Origin of the sequence: Myxococcus qinghaiensis (assembly GCF_024198215.1) — a bacterium.
Taxonomy (GTDB): Bacteria; Myxococcota; Myxococcia; order Myxococcales; family Myxococcaceae; genus Myxococcus; species Myxococcus qinghaiensis.
The window spans coordinates 253569-278003 of the sequence record NZ_JAKCFA010000011.1; the positions used below are offsets into that span (position 1 = coordinate 253569).

Below are 24435 nucleotides of genomic sequence, written 5' to 3' on the forward strand. Positions count from 1 at the left end.
GAACCGCGTGATTACTTCTGCGCCTGCGGCTTCAGCTCGGCGTCGATGATGCTCTTGAACTCTTCGACGGGCTGCGCGCCCGACAGCATGATGCCGTTGATGAAGAACGCCGGCGTGCCGCTGACGCCGACCTTCTGCGCGTCCGCCATGTCGCTCTTCACGGTGGCGGCCTTCTCACCGGAGTCCAGGCACTTGTCGAACTTGGCCTGGTCCAGCTTCAGCTCGCCCGCGTACTTCTTGAGGTTCTCCACCTGCAGCGCGGACTGGCTGGCGAACAGCTTGTCGTGCATCTCCCAGAACTTGCCCTGGTCATTGGCGCACAGCGACGCCTCGGCGGCCTTCTGCGCCTCCTTGTGGAAGTCCAGGGGGAACTGGCGGAACACCAGCTTCACCTTGCCGTCGTAGTCCTTCATCACCTGGTCCACGGCGCCGATGGCGCGGCTGCAGAACGGGCACTGGAAGTCGCTGAACTCGACGATGGTGATGGGCGCGTTGTCCGGACCCTTCGACGGGCCGACGGCGGAGACCGTCTTGCGCTCGGCGGGAGGACGCGGCGGCTCCGGCAGCGTAATCGTGACGTTGGCGTTCTTGCGCAGCTCCGCGAAGAGGGCCTGGGCCCGCTCCTGCTTGGGCTGCTGCGTGAGGAACTCCAGGATCTGCGGCTTCATCTGCTCGAACGTCGAGCCCGGGGGCAGCTGGCCCGCGGCGCCGTCGTAGACTTCCTTGATCTTCTCCTCGGTGGGCGCGGGAACCTTGTCGTCGATCTCCGCCTTGAGGAACGCGTCCTGGGTGATGCCGCGCTTCTTGGCCTCGGCGTCGACCAGCTTCTCCGTCACCATGCCCTCGAGGCCGCGCTTGCGAATCTGGAACTGCTGCTTCTCCAGATTGGCCAGCGGCTCCTGGACGCGGTCGTTGAGTTCCTTGTAGGTGATCTTCTGGCCGTCACCGAAGGTGGCGACCACGGTGTCCGGGGAGGGCTGACCGGCGGCCTGGTTTTCGGGAGCCTGCGCGGTGACCGGCGCCTTCTCCTTGTTGCAACCGGCGGTGAACGAAGCCGCCAGCAGCGCGGCGAGGATGACGGTGGTTGGACGCATGGGCATGAGCCCGCGACTTAGTCGAGCCAGCCCCGACCTGCAAGGAAATGCCAAACCAACATCAGGCGACGAGCGGCTCCAGCTCCAGCGCGCCAGCCAACCCAGGCAGACCCAGCTCCAGGCCCTCCACGTCGCGACGACGCGCGGGGACAATCTCATAGCAGCTCGGGTCTGAAAGGACCTTGCGAACCAGCTTGTGATTGAGCGCGTGGCCCGTCTTGTAGGCCGTGAGGTGGCCAATGACGGGACGGCCGAACAGAGACACGTCACCGATGGCGTCGAGGATCTTGTGACGCACGAACTCGTCGGTGAAGCGCAGCCCCTCCGGGTTCAGGATGGAGACCTCGTCCACGACGATGGCGTTGTCCAGCGAGCCGCCGCGCGCCAGGCCCAGCTTCTTGAGCTTCTCCACGTCGCGCAGGAAGCCAAACGTGCGCGCGCGGGAAATCTCCCGGGAGAAGTCCCGGTCGCTGAAATCCAAATCAAACGCCTGACCCTGGATGACCGGGTGCTCGAAGTCGATGGTGCAGCTGATGCGGAAGTGGCGCGACGGGGTGAGCGAGGCCTGCTTGTCGCCATCCACCACGGACACGGGCTTGCGGATGACGAGCAGCTCCTTGGGCGCGTCCAGCTCCCGGATGCCCGCGTCCTGGATGAGGGCCGCGAACGGGGCGGCGCTGCCATCCATGATGGGGACTTCGGGGCCGTCCAGCTCCACCCGGGCGTTGTCGATGCCCAGGCCCGCCATGGCGGACATGAAGTGCTCCACCGTCGCCACCTTCACGCCGTCGCGTCCCAGCGTCGTCGCCAGCGCCGTGTCCACCACGTACTCCGCCAGCGCGGGGATGCTCACCGGGCGGGGCAGGTCCGTGCGCACGAAGACGATGCCGTGCCCCGCGGGCGCCGGACGCAGCGTGAGCGTCACCTTCGCGCCCGAGTGGAGCCCGATGCCCTGGAGGCTGGCGGTCTTCGAGAGGGTGCGCTGGTTGTAGGAAGACGGGGGCATGTCGGTGTCGCCTCGTGGCTGCTCGTGCTGCGGGACTTCCGAACGGTCATCTGGCCAGATGGCGCCGGAATCGTTCAACAGTGGTCTGACGCGACGCGCAGATTCAGCAAGTGGCATGCCACGACCGTGTGACAGCCTGCCTTCCGTGGTGGGGGGCTTGGGTGCCTCGAACCCCTTGGAACAGTTGGCATTTTTCTGACAGCGCGGTGGGTGCCCGTCGTGGCCAGCCACCCTCCCCCCGTCCGAGGGTTGGTGAATTCACCCGGAACCGTGACATTGGTGTCCGGGAATTCTTCACCGCCTCACCCGCCGCCCTGCCCCAATGACGCGCTTCGCGATGAAGCGTGTCTTCCATGCAACACGGGGGCGTCCATAGCGCAAGGAACTGGCTGGAAGCAAACACGCCCCGTACGAGCACGCCCCGTGGGGGGTTGCGTCATACGGGGCGCGTGGGCGTGGGTCGAAAAAGTCCCCGCCGGGAGTGTCAGCGCGTTGGGAGCGCGACAAACCGGTCGCGGAGGGCCTCGGCCTCCTGGCGGTCGAAGCCCCTGCCCTGGAGGAGGGTGCGGCGGCTGACGGAGTGGAAGGTGGACTCGAGCGTCTGGCTGAAGCGGCGCAGGTCCTCCGCGAGCCGGGTGCGGATGCCCGGGCCCTCCGGCGGCCAGGGCAGCTCCACCAGGAGCGCGGTGAAGCGGTCGAAGGCGTCGTAGTCCGCGTAGCGCAGGAGCTGGTAGCCGCCGTCGTGGAAGTACGCGAGGAAGCTCTTGAGGGCGTCCAGCGCCCGCTCGGCGGCGGGGACGTCGTCGGCGCGCAGGTGGCCCTCGGCGGCGCGGCACAGCTGGGCGTACACCCACAGGTCCTTGCGCAGCCGCAGCGCGGCGTCCTGGGGGCTCACCAGCGCGTCGAAGACGCCGTCGGACAGGCCGCCGTTGGGCGCGAGCGCCTCCACCAGCGCGACGACCTGGGTGCGCAAGAGCGACGTGAAGGCGGCGGCGGCGCGGGCGGGCGCGTCCGGCTCCTTGTCCACGTGGGCCAGCACCTCGCGGCCGATGCGCTCCGACTCCTTGGCCAAATCGCGCGCGGTGCGCAGGGCCGCGGCCTGGAGCACCTTGGAGCCTGCCTTGGGCGACAGCTCCGCGTGGAGCCACGTCGCCAGCGCGTGCGTCTCGCTGCGGACCAGGGCCAGCACCACCCGCACCCGTCGGGGCACCGGCGGCGTCCCCTCCGCGTCCACGTACGTCAGGTAGTGCAGCAGGCGGAACAGCCCCAGGAACGCGGTGGAGAAGCCCGCGCGCTGCTCCTCCGGCAGCGGCGCCAGCAAATCCAGGAGGCGCACCGAGCGCAGCCGGTCGTACTCGACGCGGAACTCCAGCGGCCGGAAGGGCCGGAAGTAGCGGTTGAGGACAATCTCCTTCAGGGCCAGCTTGCCCAGATCCTGGAAGAGGTTGAGGCGCGCGGTGGGCAGTTGGAGCAGGTGGTCCAGGAGGTTGCGCAGCGCGTCCAGGTCCTCGCGCAGCACGAAGAGGCTCTCCGGCGGCGTCTCCTGGTCCAGCTCCTCCTCGATGAGTGCGCGACGCACCCGGTCATCCGCGAGCTGGGTCTCCACGTACTTGCGGAAGACCATCTTCTGGTCGCTGTCCGGGTCCTGGAGGTGACGTGCGACACGGATGGCGCGGTCCATGGCGTCGCGCACGTCCACCAGCTCCTCGTGGAAGTCGCGGGTGACGAGCGGCCGGTCCTTGGCGTCCACCACGGTGGTGAGGTTGAGGTAGCGCTCCACCGCGCGAAGGAGCATCTCGAACTCGAAGAGCAGCTCCTCGCGGCCGTCCACGGGGACGTTGCGCAGCCAGCGCTCGCGCTCGGCGAGGAAGCCCGCGCGCGACGTCTGGGAGGCCCGCATCAGGTCCGCGTAGAAGTCACGCGCGACGCGGAGGGTGGTGGGTCCGGAAGCGGGAGACGCGGGAGAGGTGGCCTGGCTCATGGCTCGCGGGTTTCAGAAGAGACTGCCCTGGGGCGTGGGCGGTAGCGGCTTCTTGAAATACTGGTAGGTGCGGTGCGTGGCCATCCGGCCCCGGGGCGTGCGTTGCAGGAAGCCCTCCTGCATCAGGAAGGGCTCGTACACGTCCTCGATGGTATCGCGTTGTTCGCCCACGCTGGCGGCGATGGTCTCCACGCCCACCGGGCCGCCCCCGAACTTGTCCAGGATGGTGAGCAGGATTTTGCGGTCCATGGAGTCCAGGCCGCTGGCGTCCACGCCCAGCCGGTCCAGGGACTTCTTCGCCAGGTCCAACGTAATGGTGCCGTTGCCTTCGACCTCCGCGAAGTCGCGAAGCCGGCGCAACAGCCGGTTGACGATGCGGGGCGTGCCGCGCGAGCGGGTGGCCACCTCGTGGGCGGCCCCCTTCTCCAGGGGGATGCCGAGGATGCGCGCGGAGCGGTGGAGGATGAGCTCCAGATCCTTCGCGTCGTAGTACTCCAGCCGCTCCTGAATCTGGAACCTGTCGCGCAGAGGCGAGGTGAGCAGGCCCGTGCGCGTCGTCGCGCCGATGAGCGTGAAGGGCGGCAAATCAATCTTCATCGCCCGGGCGGCCGGCCCCGTGTCGATGGTGATGTCCAGCCGGAAGTCCTCCATCGCCGGGTAGAGGTACTCCTCCACGGCCGCGTTGAGCCGGTGGATTTCGTCGATGAAGAGGACGTCGCGCGCGTCCAGGTTGGTGAGCAGGCCCGCCAGGTCGCCCTTGCGCTCCAACGCGGGGCCGCTCGTCACGTGGATGCCCACGCCCAGTTCGTTGGCGATGATGTGCGCCAGCGACGTCTTGCCCAGACCCGGAGGGCCGGAGAACAGACAGTGGTCCAGGGCCTCGCCCCGGCTGCGCGCCGCCTGCACGTACACCTTGAGCTTCTCGACGACGAGCCCCTGTCCCACGTACTCGTGGAACGAGCGCGGACGCAGGGAGGCCTCGAGCCGAACGTCCTCGGGGAGAACCTCTTCGGAGAGCGTGTCGGACTTCCTCGCCATGACCATGGAACCCTATACAGGAAGGTCGCGCGTGTCGCCCACATCCTCGGGCGCTAGACTCGGGGCGCCCAGCAGGCCAGGGAGCGCCCACCGCCATGACGGGCTTCAACGCCTCGCCCCGAGTCATCCGTGAGCCAGCAGGCGACCTGCGCCAACATCCATGCGTGAGCGGCTTCGCCGCCAGTGAGACGGCGCACACACGAGGCCCCTGGGAAAGCGTGTGGACTGGCGGACGCTCGGGTGAGACACGTGGACGTTGCCTGGCATCCGCGAGGCCGGGCCGGAGAACATGGGCCGCGCGTCCCGTTCGTCGCGCCGGTCTTCGACCTCTTGCTGTCACGGTGAACCCTTGAGCCAGAGCCCCGCGTTCCGCCCCCTGCCCTTCCTCGCCGAGGCCCACGCCGAGCCCCTGCCGGGCCTGCGCCTCCAGAAGCTGCGCCGCGCGACGCTCGAGGCCCGGGAGCGCTTCGTCCAGGAGGGCCCCGTGGCGGCCGTGGCCACGTGCGAGCTCGTCACGTTTCCGTACCCCTCGCTGTTCGCCTTCAGCGGGGCGGCGCTGTCACCGGCGCCGTACGTGATGATGACCAACCGCATGCAGGTGGTGCAGTTCGTCGACGCGCGGGGTGAGCGGCGCACGCTGCTCTTCAACCCGTCCGACTACGAGCGAGGCGTGGCCGCGCCGTTCTACCACGCGCTGCGCGAGCGCTACGGCGGCTTCGTGTCCGACAAGGTCATGTCCACCAAGCACGGCACGGTGCAGAGCCACCTGGCCTCGCTGGGGCTGACGCCGGCGGACGTGGACTACCTGGCCTTCGACCACCTCCACATCCAGGACCTGCGCGGGTGGCTGGGCGGCGAGGGCATCTCCGCGTACTTCCCCCGGGCGAAGCTGCTGGTGCAGCGCGCGGAGTGGGAGATGGTGAAGGAGCTGCACCCCATGCAGACGGTGTGGTTCGTCCCCGGAGGCACCGAGGTGCCGGCCGAGCGCGTGGTGCTGCTCGACGGAGACACCTGGCTGGGCGTGGGCGCCGCCTTCCTCAGCACGCCGGGCCACACGCGCGGCAACATGTCGCTGGCGGTGGCGACGTCTCGCGAGGTGTTCGTCGTCAGCGAGAATGGCGTGGCCACGGAGAGCTACACGCCGCTGTTGTCCGCCATCCCCGGGGTGCGCCGCTTCGCCGAGCACATGGGCTGGGAGGTGGTGCTCAACGGCAACACGCGCGAGGACTCGCTTTCGCAGTACTCGTCCATGGTGGTGGAGAAGCTCTTCGCGGGGCACTCCGCAGTGGAAGGGGCGTTCATCAACTTCCACCCCTCTTCGCTCCTGACTTCACACCTGCTCTCGCCGGGCCTGTCCCCCACCATCGTCCTGCCCGCGCCCAACTTCGGCGACGTGCGGCCCACGCCCGCGAGCCGGCGCGCGGCCTGAGCTCAGCAGCCCCGCCCGTCCGAGGCGGCACCGTCCAGGCACGGCACGAAGGGACGCAGGGGCGCCACCCACAGCGCCTCTTCCGCCACCGTCTCGTTGGCGAGGAAGAAGAGCTCCGAGCCCAGGCGCACGAATGAGTGCGGGTCCGACGAGGACGTCCCCGGAGCGATGTCCGTCAGCCGGCGCGTGTTCCACAGCCACCCGTCGCTTGCCCACGCCTCGCGGCCGTGGAGGACCGTCTTCGCGGAGAAGAACAGGGAGCCGTCCTCCGCGACCAGCTGCTCCGGCTCGCTGCCCTGCTCGCCCCACTGGAGGTCCCAGACCATCCACGTCCCCAGGAGCGTGCCGTCGCTGCGCCACAGCTCGCGCCCGCGCCAGCCGTCCTCCGCCGCGAAGTACAGCACGCCGTCCATCACCACCAGGTCGGACGGCAGCGAGCCCTTGGGCCCGGGCCAGATGTCGCGCACCACGCGCGTGCCCACCGCCGTGCCGTCGCTGCGCCACAGCTCGCCGCCGTGGCGCGTGTCGCCCTGCTCTCCGAAGACGCCATCCGCGCCCGCCATGAAGAACACCTGGCCATCCATCGCCGCGAAGGACGAGGGGAACTCGCCGGTGAAGTCCCGCACCCGCGTCGCGGAGCCCTGACGCTCCGACGCCACCCACAGCTCCGCGATGTCCGTGCCCACGTCCCGCAGGAAGAACAGCCGGCGGCCCGACGCCGTCAGCGAGGACAGCACCCCCACCGTGGACTGGTAGAGCACGCGCGCCTGCCCCTTGGAGTCCACCGACCACAGCACCGCCGCCTCGGCCGAGTACGTCACCAGCGCGAGCTGGTCTCCCCACGCCGTGAGCGACGTCAGCAGCAGTGAGGCCGGCCCCGGCGCGAACTCGTGCACCAGTCGCGTGCCCGCGGCCGTGCCGTCCGTGCGCCACAGCTCCTGGCCGTGCGCGAAGTCCGTCGCCGTGAAGTAGACGAGGTCCCCCACACGGGTGAGCGACCCGGGCGCAGAGCCGCGCTCGCCGGGCAGCACGTCCTTCACCATCACCGTGCCCGCCGCCGTGCCGTCCGTGCGCCACAGCTCCGGCCCGTGCTCGCCATCATCCGCGACGAAGAGCACCCACGACGCCAGCGGCGTCAGGAAGCGCGGCACCGAGCCCATGACGCCCGGACGGAGGTCCTTCACCACGCTCGCGCAACCCGCGCGGCCCCGGCTGCTCCACAGCTCGCGCCCCAGCCCCTCCGCCTCCGCGCTGAAGAACAGGCGCCCCGCGCCCCGCGTCAACCACTCCGGCTTGGAGCCCGGCGGCCCCACCCGGTCCGGTCCGCAGGCCCGGCGCGCCTTCACCTCCGCGTCGGCATTGCCCGGCGTCGCATCCACCGACGACTGGACCGACGCGACGACTTCGTCCCCCCCCACCTCAGCGGCCGGACCACACCCCACCCCGATGAGACTTCCCACGAGAACGGACACGAGCACCGGGACGCCACGCCATGCCTTCATGTGAGCAACTCCTTGTCCTGGGTGGGGCTCCCGCCTCCACCGCTGTGGCTGGAAAGTGTCACCTTTGGCGGAACCGGCTACCCATGGTGGGAAGTGAGGGGCCCAGGCTGTCCGCCATCCCGCGACGCACGCCGACCCTTGCCTCCAGGCCGACAGAGGGCCCGTCGGACCCTGGACCGTTTCGGTTTCTTAGAGGAAAGAAGCTTGTGCGGGCTGGTCCGGGAGGTCCCGAATTGGCCACCCGGTCACAACCGCGTCGCTAAAGGTCCAGAATCCTTCAGGCACCTGCCCGGAGGGACTTGAGGGCCTCGCGGAAGAGGGTCTGGAAGGATGCGTCGGCGCCGAGCCTGCTGGTGGCCAGCTCCGCGGCCTTCTCCGCCTGCGGAGGCTTGTAGCCAAGGTTGAGCAGGGCGGAGACAAGGTCGGATTGCGTCCCCCCCGACTGCGCCACCGGAGCCGTCCCCCGGGAGACCGCCTCCAGGTGGACGTTCTTCATCTTGTCCTTGAGCTCCAGCACCAGCCGCTCGGCGGTCTTCTTCCCCACGCCGTGGATCTTCGCCAGGCGCGCCACCTCGCCGCGCGACAGGGCCGCCACCAGCTCCGGCACCTCCAGGCCCGACAGCACGCCCATCGCCATGCGCGGGCCCACGCGGGAGACGCCGTTGAGCAGCAGGAAGACCTCTTCCTCCGCCCGGGTCAGGAAGCCGAACAAGTCAAAGGCGTCCTCGCGCACCACGGTGCGCACGCGCACGTCCACCGCCTGGCCCTCTGGAGGAAGCTTCCCCAGGGCCAGCGTGGAGAAGTTCACCAGGTAGCCCACGCCCTGCACGTCGATGACGGCGCTCTCGGCATCCTTCTCCAGCACCACGCCACGCAGCCGAGCAATCATCCCGCCTCCGGGCGCCGGTAGGACGGCGCCAGTCTGTCCGCGAGCAGCGCCGCGGCGCCCTTGCGCTTCTTGCCGGCCGTGCTCGCCGAGGGGACGGCGGCGCGACCATGGTTGAGGTGACACAGCGCCACGGCCAGGGCATCGCTCGCGTCCGCGCGCCCCAGGTCCACGGCCTCCAGCTTCAGGAACGTCCGCACCATCCGCGCCACCGCGTCCTTGCCGTCCGCGCCACCGGCGCCCACCGACTTCTTCACCTTCGCGGGCGCGTACTCGAAGACGGGCAGCGACACCTGGGCCGCCGCCAGCAGCGCCACGCCGCGCGCATGTCCCAGCACCAGCGCGCTCCGGGCATTGCGGAACGTGAACAGGCCCTCCACCGCCACTGCCTCCGGACGGAAGTGCGCGAGCTGCTCGCTCAGGGCGGCATGCAGCTCCTTCAGGCGGAAGGCCAGGGGCGCCTTTTCATCCACCTTGATGACGCCGTGGCCCACATGCACCAGTCGGCCTCGCTTCTCTTCCACCACCCCGTAGCCCATGAAGCGGCTGCCAGGGTCCACTCCGAGAACGCGCACCGTTCACTCCGTTCCAACCACCGCTATTGCGACAGGGACTCCATCAGGGACTCGTCGATTTCAAAGTTCGCGTGCACGTTCTGCACGTCGTCGTTGTCCTCGAGCGCGTCCAACAGCTTGAGCATCTTCTTCGCATTATCACCGTCGAGCTGGACGGTATTCTGCGGCAGGTACGCCCACTTCTGCTCGCCCAGCGGAAGGCCCCCGGACTCCAGGCCCGTGGCCACCGTGTGCAGGTCCGCCGGCGCGGTGCGCACCTCGAAGCCGTCCGCGCCCTGGGGCACGACGTCCTCGGCGCCCGCCTCCAGCGCCTTCTCCAGCACCGCGTCCTCCTGGGGGCCGGGCTTGATGGTGACGATTCCCTTCTTCTGGAACATCCAGGCCACCGCGCCCTCGGCGCCCAGGTTGCCGCCGTGGTGGCCGAACGTCGAGCGCACGTCAGCAGAGGTGCGGTTGCGGTTGTCGGTGACGCACTCGACGAGGACGGCCACGCCGCCGGGGCCATAGCCCTCGTACATCACCTCTTCGTAGCGCTCCCCTTCCAGCTCGCCGGTGCCCTTCTTGATGGCACGCTCGACGGTGTCCTTGGGGATGTTGGCTTCACGGGCCAGGCCCAGCGCCACACGCAGACGCGGATTGCCAGCGGGGTCTCCGCCTCCCAGTCGCGCGGAGACGGTGATCTCCTTGACGACTTTCGAGTAGAGCTTGCCCTTGGTCGCGCCCATCGCGGCCTTCTGGCGCTTGATCTTCGACCACCGATTGTGACCGGACATGGAAGGTGTCGCCTCTGGGCGGCCTTGTCTCCCAGCCCGGGGCGCGGAGTCAAACCTTCAGTCCGGCGCCTCTCGCGACGCCGCCGGAGGGGGCTCGACGCAGAGCGTGGGCTCGAAGAACCCGGGCACTCCAGCCCCACCGCGTGCCCGCTCCCGCTCCTCGATGAAACACGCGGGCACCAGCACGCCCAGCGCGAACAGGCGAGTGGCCGCCTCGTACGCCACCGCCTCCGGGTAGCGGCACTCCAGCAGCACCGAGCGCACCGTGCGTCGCCCATCAAACAGACGCACCACCTCGCCCACGTCCTCTGGCAGCGCGGGCAGCTCCTCCGCCAGCTTCGCGAAGTCCACCGTGAGCCGTGAGGCCAGCGGCAGGCCGCGCGCCCTGAGCGCCTCGAAGCGCTCCAGCGCCGGCAGCACCGTCTCGCACAGGTGGGTCCGGTCCATGGTGAACGAGCCCTTGTGCAGCTCCGGCCCCAGCGCCACCGCGTACGCGCCGCTGGCGAAACCCAGCATGCGGCGGAACGCGAGGCTGCCACGCTCGCCATGAAACATCGCGTCCACCACCAGGCCATGGCGGAAGGAGAACCAGCCCTCGCCCTCCGCCAGGACGAGCCGCCCGGAGCGCACACCCGACAGCAGCGCCCGCGTCATCCGGGGAAGCGGCAACCTCGCGGTGTGTGATTCGAACGTCGCCGAGCCTGTCGCGCGCCCCGACTTGAGCCGCGCGAGCGACACCACGTCCGCCACGTCCACCGGACGCGTCAGGTAGTCATCCGCGCCCACGCCACCGGCCAGGTCGCGGTGGAAGTCCTCCTCGTGCCGCGACAGCAACAGCACCGGCAGGTGCGCGGTGTGCTCGTCCGCGCGAATCTGTCCGCAGAGGCTGAAGCCATCACCGTCCGGCAGCTCCACCTCCGAGATGACCAGCCTGGGCAGCGGCCCATCCGGAGCCAGCGCCTCCAGCGCGGCCTGCGCCCCACCCACCAGCAGCGCCTCGAAGCCCGCCTCCACCAGCGCCGCCGCCAGCGCGGACTGAGCGGCCGCATCCGAGTCCACCAGCAGCACCCGCGCCCGGCCCCGGCCCCCGCGACGACGCGCCCCCACCTCCGGCGGCACCGAGGCCATCGGCTCATTCCGCTCGGGGAGCTGGGTAAGCGCGGCAGTCATGGATACCGAATTATTCCAGCGAAGCCTGATAGATTCGCAACCTGGACACAAGTCCTCGGAATCGTTGAGTTTCGGTAACAAACAGGTCGCGGTAGGGTGCGCCGCATGATGCGCTCAGTCTCCTCCTGGCTCCTGTTGTCCGCGATGTCGCTGGCCTCCGCCTCCGCCGCCCAGGAGGCGACGGCCGGGCAACCCGGACAGGAGGGCCGCATCGAGCAGCTGTCCGCCGCGTCCGAGGAGAATCCGCACGGGGCGGTGATTGCGCCGGTGACGCTGCCGCCCGGGACGACGTCGCTATACGGCTACGCGGGCGCGCCGGAAATCGGCGTGGGCTTCCGGCAGGGCATCTCCAGCGTCGAGTTGGAGGCACGCGCGCGGCTCAACTGGTTCCAGCTCTCCGCCGCGCTGGAGCTGGTGGGGCGATTGAAGGTGCTGGAGCGCGGCTCGGTGTCGCTGGCGCCGACGCTGGGGGTGGGCGTGGTGTTCAACTCCGGCGCCACGTACATGGACGACGATAACGTCTCCGGCGTGCTGCTGCGCCTGTCCCCGGGGTTGGTGGCGGGCTGGAAGGTGGCCGAGACGGTGACGGTGTTGGGGCTGGTGGACCTGCCCTTGGACATCGGCATCTCGAAGGGGGAGCAGCGGCGCTTCCAGGCGCTCGGCGGTGGCGGCGTCGAGGTGTACCTGGGCAGCAACGTGTCGGTGCTGCTCGCGGGACAGCTCGGCTCGGACACGTTCCGGGAACGCGCGGGCCTCACCGACACGCGACTGGGCTGGGCGCTGAAGGCGGGCCTGGGCGCGCGCCTCTTCTGACTCACGTCAGCCCGAAGCGCTCCAGCTTCTTGAGCAGCCCCTGGCGCGACAGCCCCAGGGCCTCCGCCGAGTGCGTGCGGTTGCCACCGAAGCGCTTCAGCGCGTCCTCGATTTCGCGCCGTTCCAGCGCCTCCACCTTGGCGGCCAGCGTGGTGGCACCCGGGGCGCTCGCGCGCGGTCGCTCGCTGCCGGTGAAGGACAGGTCCTCGGGCTGGAGCTCGCGGCGCTCTCCGGCCAGCACGGTGGCGCGCTGCATCTCGTGACGCAGCTCACGCAGGTTGCCCGGCCAGCCGTGTGACGCGAGGGACTCGGCCGCCGCATCCGACAGCAGTCTCGCGCGTCCGTCCGGGCACAGGTGCGCGCACTGATTGAGGAAGTGCTTGGCCAGGAGCGGCAAGTCAGTGGCGCGCTCGCGCAGGGGCGGCAGCCGAAGCTCCACGCCCTTCACGCGCCAGTAGAGGTCCTCGCGGAAGGTGCCTTCCTGGAGCATGTGTCCCAGGTCCTGGTGCGTCGCGGAGATGAGGCGGATGTCCACGTGCACGGGCAGGTCCGCGCCCACCGGGAGGATGTCGCCCGTCTCCAGCGCGCGCAGCACCTTCACTTGAAGCGACGGCGTCATGTCGCCCAGCTCGTCGAGGAACAGGGTGCCGCCGTCGGCTTCCGCGAAGAGGCCCCGGTGGTCTCTCGTCGCGCCGGTGAAGCTGCCCTTCACGTGGCCGAAGAGCGCGCTCTCCAGCAGCGTCTCCGGAAGCGCGCCGCAGTTGACGGGGATGAAGGGGCCCGCGTGGCGCCGGCTCTTCTGGTGCACCAGGCGCGCGAGCAGCTCCTTGCCGGTGCCATTCTCGCCGGTGACGAGCACGGGCAAATCGCTGCCGGCCACCCGCTCCGCCAGCGACAGGGCGGCGAGGAATGGAGCGCTCTGCCCCACCATGGCCGCGTCTCCGGCGGCGCGCTCCAGGGACGTGCGCAGCGCCTCCACCTGGCGCTCCAGCGCCACCCGGGCCAGCGCGCGCTGCACGACGACGAGCAGCACATCCGGGTCCACCGGCTTGGTGAGGAAGTCGTAGGCGCCCAGGCGAATCGCCTCCAGCGAGTGCCGCGTGTCACCCACCCCGGAGACGACGATGACCTTGGTGCCGGGCCGGGCGTCGAGCAGCGCGGCCAGTCCGGCCAGGCCCGCGGAGACGCTGCCGTCCGGAGGCAGCATCAAGTCCAGCAGGACGAGGGGAAAGGGGCGCGCCTCGAAGGCGGCGCGAGCGGAGGGACGGTCTCCCGCCTCCACCACCTCGTAACCCGCGTCGCGCAGCAGGCCGCCGTAGACCTTTCGGAAGGCGGAGTCGTCGTCGACGAGCAGCAGGGGATGGGCGGGCGCCATGGCGTGGCCTCAGTCCGGCAGGGGGGCCTGGCGCGGCGTGCCCAGGATCTCCAGGGTGCGCATGGCCACCTGGATGAGCGTCTGGGCGCACGGCTCGCAGCCGCCGCCACAGCACCGGGGCCAACGGCCCTCGGGGTTGCGCAGCAGCGGGCGCACACAGGACTGGTAGTAGCTGGGCAGCCCCAGCTCCTCACTGGCTCGGGCCAGCGCGGAGTCGAGCGGCGACGGTGTGGACTCGGTGACGTCGGACACACCTGCTTCATAACAGCGGAGCGGGAGGGAGTGCAGCGGGGTGGCCCGCTCCTCCTGCTGCGAGGGACAAGAAGAGGCAATGGCCTCCTCCTGACGGGGGCTTACAGCAACAACCCCTGCGTCGGTCCAGAGGGTGTTCCTGACTCGGGTTGGCACCGGGCGCACCAGTGCGTGTTGCGGCCTCCGACGCGCTCGTGGGTGATGGGCGTGCCACAGCTCGGACACGGCGCTCCGGTGCGCTCGAAGACATTGCGCCGGTGCCTCGCCTGACCCTTCACCCCGAACAAGTCCCGCTGCGTGCCTCGCAGCGACAGGCCCTCTTCGAGCACCTCGCGCATCGAGCGATGCAGCCGCGTCAGCTCTTCTCGCGTGAGCGATGTTGCCAGGCGACGGGGGTCCAACCCCGCCTTCCACAGGCTCTCATCCGCGTCCCGATTCCCCAGCCCCGCGATGACACGCTGGCTGAGCAACACCGTCTTGAGGGGACTCCTGCGACGTGACAGCCGACTCGCCAGGTGGTCCACGGTGAAGTCCGCATCGAGCACCTCCGGCCCCAGCTCCTCCAGCTTCAGGCGCGTGCTCAGCTCGGTGGCGCGGGCCACCGCCATGCGCGCGTAACCCAGGGTGTCCGTGAGCCAGAGCTCCTCATCCGCGTCGAGCTTCAGGACCACCAGACTCTCGGGTGGACGCTCACTGCCCACGGGCCTCAATGACAACGAGCCCCAGAGCATGAAGTGGACCGCGAGCGTCTGTCCGTCCTCCAGCGACAGGAGGATGAACTTCGCCCGACGATGAGCACCGGTGATGAGCCGGCCTCGCAGCGCGGAGACGAACTCCGGTGGGGATGGGAAGCGGACCGCCTGCGGAGCGAGCACTTCCACGTCCGTGATGCGCCGGCCGACAACAGCCTGTCGCAAGTCACGGGCGATGATTTCGACCTCGGGAACCTCGGCCATTGCGACGCATGTCCTCCGTCCCTCCACTGTCGCGCGGCCCGTACTCTCGCCAGTCTGGAGGACTTCATTCCCGGGTGCCCGGCGGGACTCCAGGCAAGCATGGACTGGACACCGCGAAGGCTCGCCCTGAAGAACGCCATCCCGGGTGAGTCACCCGCACCCGGGGGCCTGTCGTCAGGACTCCACGCGGGCTCGGGAATAGTTGTCACGCGATACCGCTGCAAACACGTGGCGATATTGCGCCGCGAAGCCTCGCGTTCCCTCCGCGACCTGATGAGCCATTCCGGCCAGGTCTGGAGAGCCCCATGAGCAAGTCGTTCTTCCGTCGCATTGTCGACGACGGCGCCACCCGTGCGCGTTCGTTCCGTCACCACCCCGTCCTCACCGCCAGCCTCCTCGCACTGCTGGGAGGAAGTGCCGGGGCACAGTCGCATCCGTCCTCCGAAACCTGGTGCGGAAATGGCAGTGCCGGTCCAGCGAGCGCGCTACCCGCCCCCGTCGCGATGTCCGCCGCTCACGCGCAGGCACGCTTCTTCGGCGCGGGCCCCAACTACGTCGACACGGACCTGTCCCTCGCCGCCGCGCTCGAGGGACTCACGGTGGACTGGGACGCGGCCACCACGAGCTACGCGGACATGATGGAGTCCGTCTGTGCCCTGGACGTCTCATCGCAATCACTGGCGCCCGCCCGAGTCCTCGCCCTGGGCCCCATCGCCTTCGTCCGTCCCGGCACGGGCCCGCTCACCCTTCCACGTCACACGCGCGCGGTGGTCATCGACCTGCGCAACCTTCCCCAGGACCCGCGACTGGAAGAGGCCCTGGCCCGAGCCATCGGCGTGGCCAGCACCGCGCCCGTCACCCGACTGACGGAGCGCGTCCGGGGGCACCTCGGAATGATGGACGAGATGTCGTACTACAACGTCTATCGGAACTTCATCGACGCGCGCACGCCAGCGCCCCACGCGGCGACAGGACACGCGCAGCTTCCCGTCGCGCTGCTCACCGGGCCCGCGCTGGCGCCCGCCGCCGCGCGCTTCGCGGTGGACCTGCGGATGGCCCAGCGAGCCTGGCTCGTCGGAGCGCCGGTCCACACGAGCGTCGCCGAATCCCGGTGGATGCCCGTGAGTGCCAGAGGGCTGCTCATCCGGACCTCGCGGCTGGAGGACAGCCAGGGCCCGATTCCCGACGTCCTCGCTCCGGACCTGTCGCTGTCCATCCTGGGACTGAGTGGCGCCACCACGGACCTGCCCACCTCGGCGCGAGCGAGCTCCCTCACGTCGTTGCTCGGCACGCCCGCCCCCGTGGACCGCACCGCGCCTGTCGTACGCAAGGCTCCGTCCGAGCGCATCCCGTTCGAGGACACGCCTCCCCCTGGCGCATCCTCCGGCATCGCCCGCGCCGACCTGCTCATCCTTCACGGCGCCACCCGCCTGTTCTTCCCCTACTTCCACGTGGTGGGTGACGGAATCGACGCGCGGCTGATGGAGACCCTGGCCCTGGTCGATGCCACCCCCGTCACCCAGAGCTCACAGACGCACCGGCTCCTGCAACGGTTCAATGAGGTCCTCAAGGATGGCCACGGCTTCGTCGATGATTGGAACTCCGATGCCCCCGCCGGCTACTTCCCCGTCGCGCTGGAAGAAGTCTCGGGAGAGCCCGTCATCCGCCGCTCCGCGCTGCCCGACGTCCACCCAGGCGATACGGTGGTGAGCGTGGGAGGAACACCGATGTCCGCGTGGCTGGCCGAGGAGAAGGCCCATGCCTCCGCCGCCACCCCGGGCTACCTGCACAACGTGGTGGTCCGCCGGCTCCTCCCACTCAAGGGTCCCACCACCTTCGGTCTTCGCGCCGTGGATGGCACGGTGCGCTCGGTGCAAGTACAGCCCCAGCCAGTGGCGGCGCTGCGCCAGGTGAGTGGCCCCGCGTCGCTGCGAGGCGCGGGGAGCCTCGCGGACCTCGGCGCACCGGAGCTGCACTACCTCAACCTGGCCAGTGAGGTTCTCAACACACCCGCGGCCTTCTTGACGGCACTGACCGGGGCCCAGGGCGCGCAAGGGCTCGTGGTGGACATGCGCGGCTATCCGGGCGTCAGCAACTATCAGATTGCGGAGCGGCTCGTCCCCGCGCCGTTCCAGTCGCCCATCTTCCGGTACCCCGTCTGGACGGGGCCTGACGCCTTCGAGATGTTCGACAGCATCCACACCCGTCAGCCGCAGTCAAACCCCTCCTATGCGGGCCCCATCGTCCTGCTGGTGGGGCCTGGGACGGTGTCGGCGGCGGAGAACTTCTCCATCATGCTGAAGGGCGCCCAGCGGGTGACGGTGGTGGGTCGCCGCAGCGCGGGGACCAACGGCAACATCACCTACCTGCTGCTGCCGGGCCTCATGTCAGCGTGCTTCACCAGCATGGAGGTCCTCCACCAGAACCGCGAGCGCTTCCACGGCATCGGCATCGTCCCCGACATCGAGGTGGCTCCCACCGCCTCGGACATCGCCACCGGTCGAGACCCGGAGCTGCTGCGCGCCATCGAGTACCTGCGCACCGGACAGTGACACCTTCAGCAGCCACGTGACGTGAGCGCGTCCCCCAGGTGCGGCAACCACTTGGAGGACGCGCTCGACGGCCTGCTCAGCCGCGCACCACCACCTCCCGCACCTCGCGAGACACCTCGCGCACGTCCACCTTCACATCGAGGAAGTGCGCCATCGTCTCCAGCTGCGTCACCGAGTGCCCATCCAGCGGCAGCGTGCGGAACTCCCCGCCTCGCGCCAGCGCGAACAGCAGGAGCAGCTGGTCGCACAGGTGCTCGCCCACCGGGACTTCCGCATCCAGGTAGCGCTTCACCTCGCTGGCAACCTCCTCCGCGACGACTTCGGCGCGCTTGCCACGCTCTCCGAAGCCCGTGAAGACCTCCGTGACGTGCTCGCTCTCCACCTCCGCCACCAGCACGTTGCCCGGTCCCGTGGTGCGCTTGAGTTCCTCCACCCGCAGCTCGTCCGGACGCCACTTGAGCAGCGCGCCCGCCGTCTCCATCTCCCGCTTCGCCACGTCGAAGGGAATCATCGCCACCACCGCCTTCGCGTCGCGGCGCAGCACCCGCCCGCGCTCCAGCAGTGACAGGGGCTTCATCGGCCCGGGCCGCACGTCCACGCGGAACTTCCCGCCACCCGCCGGAAAGAAGCCGGGACGCTCCAGCGTGGCCGCGACGTCTGGCCCCAGCTTGCGCAGAATCGGCAGATACGCGCGGGTGAGGAAGTCGAACGGCGGCGCCGCCGGGTTGTGCGTTCCCCCCTCCAACATCAGCGTGGACGGCTCGGATGCGGCCAGCAGCGCGGGGAGCACCGTCTGCAACACCAGCGTGGCGCTGCCCGCCGTGCCCACCGCGAAGTGATAGTTGCCCGCCGTCAGCGCGCGCGGACGGAACGTCAGCTCCTTCGAGCCCAGCTCCGCGCCGGAGACCTCCGCCGCGCCCACTGCCTCGGCGGCCTTCACGCCCGTCAGGTGTTGTCGCAGCAGGCCCGGCTTCGCGCGGCCCGCGCGGATGTTCGTCATCGTGAAGGGCGTCCCCGTCACCAAGGACAACGCCAGCGACGTGCGCAGCACCTGGCCGCCGCCCTCTCCCCTGGAACCATCGATGCGCAGCATGTGTGTCGTCTCCTGCTTTTCCCACGCCTCACGGCCCCGCCCCGGCATTCTGACACCCTTCCCCAAATAGCGGAGCCCGCTCCCCCACTCTGGCGGCCTTTCGGCCTCTTGGGGGGAACGGGCGCCTCGGTGTCGTCATCCCGGCATGGCCACCTCGCGTGTTGGGGGTTGTCGTTGTCCTTCGGCTACCCCTTCACACAGACGACCTGCTTCAGCGTGTGGACCACTTCGACCAGGTCCGACTGCGCCGCCATCACCGCATCGATGGGCTTGTACGCCGCCGGCGTCTCGTCAATCACGTCCACGTCCTTGCGGCACTCCACGCCCTCCGTCGCCTTCGCGTGGTCCTCCAGCGTGAAGCGCTTCTTCGCCGCCTCACGCGACATCACCCGGCCCGCGCCGTGGCTGCAGGAATGGAAGCTGTCCGCGTTTCCCTTCCCTCGGACGATGTACGAACGCGCCCCCATGCTGCCGGGGATGATGCCGAGGTCACCCTCTCGCGCCCGCACCGCGCCCTTGCGCGTCACGAAGCAGTTCTTCCCGAAGTGATGCTCACGCGACACGTAGTTGTGGTGGCAGTTCACCGCCGACTCGGACAGCGAGAACGGAGGCAGCTCACCGCTCAACTGCAACGCATCCACCGCGCCTCGCAGCATCAGCTCGCGGTTCATCGCCGCGAAGTCCTGCGCCCAGCTCACCGCGAAGACGTAGTCATCGAAGTGCTCCGTCCCCTCCGGCAGGTACGCCAGGTCCGCGTCGGGGAGGTTGATATGCCAGCGGCGCATGTCCTCCTTCGCCAGCTCGATGAAGTAGCTGCCGATACGGTTACCCACGCCACGCGAACCGGAGTGCAACATCAGCCACACGCCATCCGACTCGTCCAGGCACAGCTCGATGAAGTGGTTACCCGTCCCGAGCGTACCCAGGTGCGCCAGCTCCGGCCCACGGCCGATGCGAGGGTGCTTGGCGACGATGCGGTCATACCCTTCCATCAACCGCGACCACACCTGCTGATGCGAGGCCGGAGCCACGCGCCACGCGCCGACGTCGTTGCGGCCCCCGTTATCCGAGCGGCCATGCGGCACCGCCCGCTCGATGGCCGAGCGCACCCCACGCAGCGAGTCCGGGAGCTGGTCCGCACGCAGCGTCGTGCGCACGGCGATCATCCCGCAGCCGATATCCACACCCACCGCCGCCGGAACCACCGCGCCCACCGTCGGGACGACGCTCCCCACGGTCGCACCGTAACCGCGGTGCACGTCCGGCATCACCGCGACCCACTTGTGGATGAAAGGCAGGCCACGCAGGTTCCGGAGCTGCTTCTTGGCCTCGTCCTCGAACGGCACTCCCATCGTCCACGACTTGATGGGGCGACCCGCCTCGTCCGACAGCACCTCGTAGCTCACCTTGTTGCGCTCCATGGCCTTCACCTTTCGGTCGTTCGCCCGGGCTCTGTTTCCCGGGCACGGAGGGACGTAGAGCAGCCGGCGTGCCAACCCTCCTCCCGAGGGAAGCGCCCCGAAGCGGCTGGTCATCCCTATCCCTTGGGATAAAGTCCTATTCGAATGGCGAAGACACGGGCGAAGCAGACGGTGGTCCTTGGGATGCTCGGGACGACGCTGGACACGGGCCAGGGCCCGGGGCGGTGGAGCAAGTGGCGCCCCACGGTGGCGCTGTGCCAGCAGGACGACCTGGTGGTGCACCGGCTGGAGCTGCTGCACCCTCCTGGCGCGGCGGCGCTCGCGGCCACGCTGGTGGGAGACATCCGCCAGGTGTCTCCGGAGACGTCCGTGCGCGCCCGGCCGCTGGAGATTCGCAACCCGTGGGATTTGGAGGAGACCTACGGCGCGCTGCTCGACTACGTGCGCGCGTATCCCTTCAACCCGGAGGAGGAGGACTATCTCGTCCACATCACCACGGGCACGCACATCGCGCAGATCTGCATGTTCCTGCTGGTGGAGAGCCGGCTCATCCCCGGCCGGCTGGTGCAGCTGTCCCCCGCGGGCCGGGACAAGACGGGCACGGGCGCTGGCACGCACACGCTCATCGACCTGGACCTGTCGCGCTACGACACCCTGGCCACGCGCTTCCAGCAGGAGCAGCGCGAGGGCTTGTCCTTCCTCAAGGCCGGCATCGACACGCGCAACGCCGCCTTCAACCGCATCATCGAGCGAATCGAGCAGGTGGCCACCCAGTCGCGGGCCCCGCTGCTCATCACCGGCCCCACCGGCGCGGGCAAGTCCCAGCTCGCCCGGCGCGTCTACACGCTGAAGAAGTCGCGAGGCACCGTCAGCGGACCGTTCGTGGACCTCAACTGCGCCACGCTGCGCGGCGACGGCGCCATGTCCGCGCTGTTCGGCCACGTGAAGGGCTCCTTCACCGGGGCACTCCAGGACCGGCCCGGCTTGCTGAGACAGGCCCACGGCGGCGTGCTGTTCCTGGATGAGATTGGGGAGCTGGGGGCGGACGAGCAGGCCATGCTGCTGCGGGCGCTGGAGGACAAGCGCTTCCTGCCCGTGGGCTCGGACCGGGAAGTCGAGAGCGACTTCCAGCTCATCGCCGGCACCAACCGGGACTTGCAGGTGGACGTCGAGCAGGGGCGCTTCCGGGAAGACCTGCTCGCGCGCATCAACCTGTGGACCTTCCGACTGCCCGCGCTGCGAGAGCGGCCGGAGGACATCCCGCCCAACCTCCTCTACGAGTTGGACAAGGCCTCCGAGGCGATGGGCGCGCGCATCACCTTCAACAAGGAGGCCCAGGAGCGCTTCCTGCGCTTCGCGACCTCGCCCGATGCGCGCTGGTCGGGCAACTTCCGGGACCTCAACGCCGCGGTGCTGCGCATGGCCACGCTCGCGCCCGGTGGCCGCATCACCCGCGACGTGGTGGACGAGGAGCTGGAGCGGCTGCGCGCGCAGTGGCGCACGGGTGGCTCGCGCCCCGGGCCGTTGCAACCCTCGGGGGCCGGGGACCGCGTCGCCGAGGTGCTGGGGGAGGCGCTGGCCCAGGAGTTGGACAGGTTCGACCGCGTGCAGCTCGCGGACGTGCTGGGCGTCTGCCAGGGCGTGCGCTCGCTGTCCGAAGCCGGTCGCGTGCTGTTCTCCCAATCCCGCGCGAGGAAGGCGAGCGTCAACGACGCGGACCGCCTCAAGAAGTACCTCGCGCGCTTCGGCCTCACCTGGGCCGACGTCAGCGGGATGGCGGGCCCGGACTGACGAAGCCGAGGGCGGCGCGGAAAAAGCACGCCCCCGCCTCAAGGGTGGTGACGCTCGGCGTCTTCATCGGTGTTCCACGAAGAAGGGGGGCCGTGAGCCGGACGGGCCTTCGACGGGACCATCGCCATGCCTACGCCTCACCGCACCCTCGTGCCTCGCCGCTGGAGCGCCGCGTGGCTCATCGCCACCGCCCTGCTCCTGACCGGGATGCGCGCCGGGGCGCAGGTGCGCGAGCCCGACAACTTCCTCTCCACCGCCGTCACCCTCTCCTCCGCGCCCAGGCTGCGGCACGTCTCCACTCGGCACGTCTCGCCCACCGTGGCCGCTGGCTTCCGTGTCTCCGAGCATGGCCAGCTCCGGCTCGACTGGGGGCTGCCCTACACCGCGCTGAAACCCGAGGGCGGCGTGGAGGGGTCCATGAGCCACCTGGGCTCATCCAACCTGCTCGTGGGTCTGCACCATGTCCGCACGTTCGCGGATGACAGCCTGTTCGTCCGCATCGGCGCGGGCGTCGCCCTGCCACTGGCACGACATGAGGACGCTGGCGTCACCGACGCTCGGAGGGTTGAGACGGAAGGCGTCAACTACGCCACCGCCGCCGCCGTGCGCGGGCTGGCGGACCCATGGCTGTGGGCGCTCGATACAACCTCCGTCGTCCTGCCCATGGCCGTGGGCATCGACCTGCCCGGCTTCCAGCTCCGCGCGGACGTGGCGCTCGGCATGCTCATGCCCGTGTCCCGCTCCGCGCGCGACACCCACCTCGTCGCTCAGGCCAGCGCGGAGGCCTCGCTCGGGCTCGGCATGCTCGAGCCCGGCGTGCGCGCCCAGGTCGTCTCGCCCCACCTCACCGAGGCGACGTGGGACGGAGAGGACTCCCAGCTCTCCCTGGAGCCGTTCGTCCGCGCGCGCCTCGGGCCCGCGTTCGCCCGGGCGGGCGTGCGCATCGACCTGGGGGCTCCCGAGTCGAGCCCCGCGCCCAGCGCCTCACGCATGTGGGCACTGGGGTTGGGGATGGGCGTGGCCTTCTGAAAGGCCCCGCTACTTGATGAGGTAGAAGGCTTCCTGACGCGGCACGAAGAACTTCCAGCCCTCGTGCGTGAGGTAGGCCGGGTCCTCCTCCATCACCGCCACCTTCTGCCCGTCCCACTCCGGCACCGGCGTGGACGTGTTCAGCTCGATGGCGATGTATGAGCCTTCTCGCAGTAGCTTCGGCGCGTCCTCCTTGCGCGTGGACGAGCGGAAGTCGATGGACGCCCCCAGCGCGTGGCCGTGGTTGCCCAGGGGATGGCTGTACACCTGCGCTTCGATTCCGCGCGCCTTCATCTCCGCCATCACCTCGTCATACACGTCCGCGGACGAGCGGCCCGGCCGGGAGGCCTTCAACATCAACACGTCCTGGAGCGCGTTCGTGTTCGACAGCGCGTTCTTCAGACCCGCGGGCGCGTCCGTCTCACCGTCGCGCAGCACATAGGCCATCTTCTGCCAGTCGGTGTGCAGCCCCAGGTAGCTGATGCCGAAGTCCACGTGGATGAGGTCGCCGCGCTCGATGACCAGGTCCTCCTTCGCCACCGCGAGGAAGCCTCGGGACTTCGCGGGGATGCCGCCCTTGCGCTGCACGCGCATGTCCGGCTGGAACCACGTGCTCAGGCCCAGCGTCCCCAACCTGTCGTAGAGCCAGCGGCGCACGTCCCCCACCGTCGTCTTCCCCGGCACGATGACCTTCGAGGAGAAGGCCTCCTTCACGATGGCGTCCGTCAGCTCCACCATCCCCTTGTAAGGCTCCCATTCCTCGGGCAGCCGCGTGTCCAGGTACTCTTCAATGAGGGGCGCCGCGCTCACGAAGCGCGCCTCCGCCTCCGCGCCGAACGCGTCCACCAGGTAGGCATAGGCATCCTTCGTCAGGCTGCGCGTGACGCCCCGCTTGCCGCCGATGCCCAGCGCAATCGCCTTGGGGTGGTAGCGCGCGTCGAGCGACTTCAAGGCCTCGGGGGCGGACTGGCCCTCCTCGGGCGCCTCGAAGAACTTGAGGATGGACTCCTCCGCGTAGCCCGTCAGCGCCACGCGCTTCAGGCCCTCCGTGCCTGCGTCCACGAAGACGAAGATGTCCCGGTTGCCCGCGTACGGACGCGGCGGCGCCACGAACTGCGTCAGCGGATCATCGTGGAACTCCTCGTTGACGACGATCCACATGCCCACGCCGTGCCGCCGCATCATCTCCAGCAGCAGGCCATGGCGCTTGTCCAGCCAGTCCTCCCGCAGCGAGATCTGCTGGGACATGGGCAACAGGCGAGGCGCTTCGTCGGCCCGCTCGGCGCACCGGGCACCGGTACAGGCGGACAGGAACAAGAGCGGCAAGGCCGCCCACTTCAGAAGGGTCATGCGGGACTCCGAGTCGAGCTGGAACCCCACCCTAGCCCCAGCGCGCCGTTCGCCGAAGTCCCCCACCCCCGGAGCCCTTGGAGACTCCGGAGGCGGAGGACCTGGGGCGCGTCCTGCCACCTGCACCCTCGTCCGCCGCACCTGGCCCTCTTCAGATGACGCCCCCCCGCGACCGTCAAGGCCTACGCGTCGTCTCCCCCACCACTACGACGCCATCCGATTGAGGTGGCTGGCGTCCCCCGACGTCAGCCGCCAGCGTGATGCGTTTCCCCGAACCCTCGCGCCGTGAAACTCAATAACTGGCGATCTGAAAATCCAGGTCGTCATCCAGGAGGAGCTCCGTCCGCGA

20 protein-coding genes are annotated in these 24435 nt (G+C 69.5%); 5 read left to right on the forward strand and 15 right to left on the reverse strand.

What is annotated here, in order from left to right; translation table 11 throughout:
* Positions 1–11: 11 nt before the first annotated feature.
* From LZ199_RS22420 to ruvB, 4 genes are all read right to left on the reverse strand, one after another.
* Positions 12–1094 (reverse strand): thioredoxin domain-containing protein, encoded by a 1083-nt coding sequence (locus LZ199_RS22420; protein WP_407667232.1) that lies wholly within the window; start codon positions 1092–1094, stop codon positions 12–14.
* 61 nt (positions 1095–1155) lie between these two features.
* Positions 1156–2100, reverse strand: a complete 945-nt coding sequence (lpxC, locus tag LZ199_RS22425) for a UDP-3-O-acyl-N-acetylglucosamine deacetylase (protein WP_141643507.1) — start codon at positions 2098–2100, stop codon at positions 1156–1158.
* A gap of 484 nt (positions 2101–2584) precedes the next feature.
* Positions 2585–4081: a hypothetical protein gene (locus LZ199_RS22430; protein WP_253995777.1), complete on the reverse strand. Its 1497-nt coding sequence runs from the start codon at positions 4079–4081 to the stop codon at positions 2585–2587.
* Between the two features lie 12 nt (positions 4082–4093).
* Positions 4094–5125 carry a Holliday junction branch migration DNA helicase RuvB gene (ruvB, locus tag LZ199_RS22435; RefSeq protein ID WP_253995778.1) on the reverse strand — a complete coding sequence of 344 codons (1032 nt, stop codon included), beginning with the start codon at positions 5123–5125 and terminating at the stop codon, positions 4094–4096.
* 343 nt (positions 5126–5468) lie between these two features.
* Here ruvB and LZ199_RS22440 point away from each other — a divergent pair, with 343 nt between their 5' ends.
* Complete coding sequence (locus LZ199_RS22440) at positions 5469–6548, forward strand: MBL fold metallo-hydrolase (RefSeq protein WP_253995779.1); 1080 nt, start codon at positions 5469–5471, stop codon at positions 6546–6548.
* 2 nt (positions 6549–6550) lie between these two features.
* Here LZ199_RS22440 and LZ199_RS22445 read toward each other — a convergent pair whose 3' ends face one another.
* The 5 genes from LZ199_RS22445 to LZ199_RS22465 all read right to left on the reverse strand — a co-directional run bounded on the left by LZ199_RS22445 (position 6551) and on the right by LZ199_RS22465 (position 11454).
* Positions 6551–8050 carry an ELWxxDGT repeat protein gene (locus tag LZ199_RS22445; protein WP_253995780.1) on the reverse strand — a complete coding sequence of 500 codons (1500 nt, stop codon included), beginning with the start codon at positions 8048–8050 and terminating at the stop codon, positions 6551–6553.
* Between the two features lie 277 nt (positions 8051–8327).
* A complete protein-coding gene (gene ruvA, locus LZ199_RS22450; RefSeq protein ID WP_253995781.1) occupies positions 8328–8939 on the reverse strand; it encodes a Holliday junction branch migration protein RuvA in 612 nt (203 codons plus the stop codon).
* Positions 8936–9511 (reverse strand): crossover junction endodeoxyribonuclease RuvC, encoded by a 576-nt coding sequence (gene ruvC, locus LZ199_RS22455; RefSeq protein ID WP_253995782.1) that lies wholly within the window; start codon positions 9509–9511, stop codon positions 8936–8938. The genes ruvA and ruvC overlap by 4 nt, the downstream gene beginning before the upstream one ends.
* A gap of 23 nt (positions 9512–9534) precedes the next feature.
* Positions 9535–10284 carry a YebC/PmpR family DNA-binding transcriptional regulator gene (locus LZ199_RS22460; RefSeq protein ID WP_253995783.1) on the reverse strand — a complete coding sequence of 250 codons (750 nt, stop codon included), beginning with the start codon at positions 10282–10284 and terminating at the stop codon, positions 9535–9537.
* Between the two features lie 57 nt (positions 10285–10341).
* Entirely contained in the window at positions 10342–11454 is a 1113-nt protein-coding gene (locus LZ199_RS22465) for a response regulator (RefSeq protein ID WP_253995784.1), read from the reverse strand.
* Positions 11455–11559: 105 nt separating this feature from the next.
* Here LZ199_RS22465 and LZ199_RS22470 point away from each other — a divergent pair, with 105 nt between their 5' ends.
* Entirely contained in the window at positions 11560–12267 is a 708-nt protein-coding gene (locus LZ199_RS22470; protein WP_253995785.1) for a hypothetical protein, read from the forward strand.
* Position 12268: 1 nt separating this feature from the next.
* Here the strand turns inward: LZ199_RS22470 and LZ199_RS22475 are convergent, their stop codons facing one another.
* The 3 genes from LZ199_RS22475 to mutM all read right to left on the reverse strand — a co-directional run bounded on the left by LZ199_RS22475 (position 12269) and on the right by mutM (position 14850).
* On the reverse strand, positions 12269–13642 hold the full coding sequence (locus tag LZ199_RS22475; protein ID WP_253995786.1) for a sigma-54-dependent transcriptional regulator: 1374 nt from the start codon (positions 13640–13642) through the stop codon (positions 12269–12271).
* Positions 13643–13651: 9 nt separating this feature from the next.
* Positions 13652–13894: a Rossmann-fold NAD(P)-binding domain-containing protein gene (locus LZ199_RS22480; protein ID WP_163862342.1), complete on the reverse strand. Its 243-nt coding sequence runs from the start codon at positions 13892–13894 to the stop codon at positions 13652–13654.
* A 101-nt stretch (positions 13895–13995) separates the two neighbouring features.
* Positions 13996–14850 (reverse strand): bifunctional DNA-formamidopyrimidine glycosylase/DNA-(apurinic or apyrimidinic site) lyase, encoded by an 855-nt coding sequence (mutM, locus tag LZ199_RS22485; protein WP_253995787.1) that lies wholly within the window; start codon positions 14848–14850, stop codon positions 13996–13998.
* Between the two features lie 305 nt (positions 14851–15155).
* Between mutM and LZ199_RS22490 the strand changes: the two genes are divergently transcribed.
* Complete coding sequence (locus tag LZ199_RS22490; RefSeq protein ID WP_253995788.1) at positions 15156–17402, forward strand: S41 family peptidase; 2247 nt, start codon at positions 15156–15158, stop codon at positions 17400–17402.
* A gap of 76 nt (positions 17403–17478) precedes the next feature.
* Here LZ199_RS22490 and rtcA read toward each other — a convergent pair whose 3' ends face one another.
* Positions 17479–18495: an RNA 3'-terminal phosphate cyclase gene (gene rtcA / locus LZ199_RS22495; protein WP_253995789.1), complete on the reverse strand. Its 1017-nt coding sequence runs from the start codon at positions 18493–18495 to the stop codon at positions 17479–17481.
* A gap of 185 nt (positions 18496–18680) precedes the next feature.
* The gene (locus tag LZ199_RS22500; RefSeq protein WP_253995790.1) at positions 18681–19916 is read right to left on the reverse strand and encodes an RtcB family protein; all 1236 of its coding nucleotides are present in this window, start codon (positions 19914–19916) and stop codon (positions 18681–18683) included.
* Between the two features lie 144 nt (positions 19917–20060).
* Here LZ199_RS22500 and rtcR point away from each other — a divergent pair, with 144 nt between their 5' ends.
* Together rtcR and LZ199_RS22510 are read left to right on the forward strand one after the other, a co-directional pair.
* Positions 20061–21707, forward strand: coding sequence for an RNA repair transcriptional activator RtcR (gene rtcR / locus LZ199_RS22505; protein WP_253995791.1), 1647 nt, complete (start codon positions 20061–20063; stop codon positions 21705–21707).
* Positions 21708–21833: 126 nt separating this feature from the next.
* The gene (locus tag LZ199_RS22510; protein ID WP_253995792.1) at positions 21834–22736 is read left to right on the forward strand and encodes a hypothetical protein; all 903 of its coding nucleotides are present in this window, start codon (positions 21834–21836) and stop codon (positions 22734–22736) included.
* Between the two features lie 9 nt (positions 22737–22745).
* Here the strand turns inward: LZ199_RS22510 and LZ199_RS22515 are convergent, their stop codons facing one another.
* Positions 22746–24086: a M24 family metallopeptidase gene (locus LZ199_RS22515; RefSeq protein ID WP_253995793.1), complete on the reverse strand. Its 1341-nt coding sequence runs from the start codon at positions 24084–24086 to the stop codon at positions 22746–22748.
* Positions 24087–24435 lie beyond the last annotated feature (349 nt).